The organism is Pseudomonas sichuanensis, from assembly GCF_003231305.1.
GTDB lineage: Bacteria > Pseudomonadota > Gammaproteobacteria > Pseudomonadales > Pseudomonadaceae > Aquipseudomonas > Aquipseudomonas sichuanensis.
In genome coordinates this window covers 1-2,012 of sequence record NZ_QKVM01000117.1, presented here as the reverse complement: position 1 = coordinate 2,012, position 2,012 = coordinate 1, and the positions used below count along the sequence as shown (strand labels likewise).

The following is a 2,012-nucleotide window of genomic DNA, read 5'->3' as shown; positions in this document are numbered from 1 at the left end:
TGTTTCGCCTGGTCCGACTCGTAGGCGCACAGCGCATATGCATAGTCACGCGACGCCTCGAACTCGGAACCGGGCGCCACGGTTTCCTGGGTCACGCGCAGGGCCGCATCGTAGCTGTAGCGGATCTGCACATCCTGATCGTCGTAAGTCAACAGCGGTTCGCCGTGGTGCATCGAGTGCTCGTAAGTCACGACCTTGCGTACCGGGGCCAATTCGGCATGATCATGGCCGGTGACGGTCTGCTCGGTCACCAGCACCGCTTCGTCGCCTGCGGCGGCGTGCCGGCCCGGGCCGCTGTGGTAGCGATAGTCGGTGCGGGTAGACAGCCCATTGAGGGTCACCGTACGGCTTTTCACCCGCCCGTACTCCACCGCGCTTGCCGCGGCCGGGTCGTCGTAATAGGCCTGCTGGGTCACTTGCAATACGCTTTCCTTCTTGGCGTCGCTGACATCCTCCAGGGTTTCCTCGACCTGCGCATGCCAATCTGCGGTCTGCTGACTACCGGTCACGGGTTTGAACGCCGCGTAACGATAGCGGTAGCGCAAGGTCGGTGCGCTGCCATGGGCGGTCGGAGCGGGAATCACGGTCTTGTCCTTCAGGTGGCGCACGAAACCTTCGGGGTCCGCCGGGCACAAGCCCGGCTCGCCGGCGGCCGGGTACCACTGGTACTCCTCCCGCACCCCGGTGTTCTGCACTTCCCACGCCAGGTTGCCGAACGCATCGTAGCCACGCTCGACGATTTCGGTGCGCGATTGCTGCTCCAGCGTCCAGCTGGTCGTGTTTTTCACCGGCAACTGGCAGCTGCGGACCTGGTCCTTGAAATTCACATCGTCCTTGGCGCCATACTCGCTGTACTGCGCATGGACATGGCCATTGCGGGTGGTGGTTTGCTCGACCAGCAGGTGGAACTGGTTGAACCAACGCACGATCACCCGTTCGCCAGCGCTGCTCTTGAGCGTTTCGGTGCTGCCGTAGCGATAGCGCCCGGGCTTCTTGAACAAGTTGTCCAGGCCGTCGTCGTCCCACTGGATTTCCAGACCGCCGCCGAGGAAGTTCTCGCCGCCGTCCGGGTAGCTGTAGCCGATCTCCACATCGGGTTGCCCATGGCCGGGCCGGGTCAGGTGAGTGGCCACTCGCGGCAGTGGATCACGCGGTGGGTAGCGGGGATCCCGGGGAAACTCATGGCCCGTTTCGGCATAGGTGATTTCCTGCACGCCACCCCGGGGGTCCATGACCCGGGAGATGCAGTCGAGCCCCATCTTCTGCGCGTAGGTCAAGCGCCAGCGCGCCGGGTCGCCCGCCTCGTTGCCGACCGGCAGGTGCAGTTCGGTCACCCGGGCGCTGGCGATCTTCATGAAATACCGGGCCAGGGCCTGACCCTGTGCATCGGGCCGGTACAGCAAGGCCACGCCTTCGCCACTGGCGTCGTTCACCTCGACCACCTGGAACAGGCAGGTGCCGGTGGTGACGGCGCCCTCCCAGATACTGGCCAGGCGGAAGTGCTCCGGCGCCCGGCGGGACTTTTCATAGGCCAGGCTCAGTCGATGGCCTTCGGCGCTGTAGACCTCCACGGGAAAGGCGAGGCTGCCCGTTTCCATGCGCTCGAGGATCTCCACCAGGCCATTGCGGTGCACCACCCGATAGCGCTCGCGGTTGTGCTCGCCGCCCTTGGGCAGCTCATGGAAGTGAAAACTGTCGAGTTTCTGCTCGCTAATCGACCAGCGATTGCCCTGAGCTTTGGAGGCCTCAGCCTTGGAGCGGCCATCGACCTTGTAGGTTTCGCCGGTGTGCACCGAGACGATGAAGCTGGCGATGTCGAACTGTGACAGCTGCAGATTCCAGCCCGTGCCAAAACCCGAGTCCTGAGTGTTCAGCGGGCTGTAGGCCAGCCTCAGCGGCCACTCGGGGCCGCGCAGTTCGTGACTCTTGAGCGTGGGGATATCGACGGCCAGGGTGTACTGGCCGGTGCGTGGGTCCACGCCGCCCTGCAGGAAGCTCATGAAATTGAAGGC

Annotated in this window: 1 pseudogene; it reads right to left on the bottom strand. The window is 64.3% G+C overall.

The features are described from left to right. Nucleotides 1-2,012: pseudogene (locus DM373_RS28300) on the bottom strand (sugar-binding protein); the annotation flags it as partial.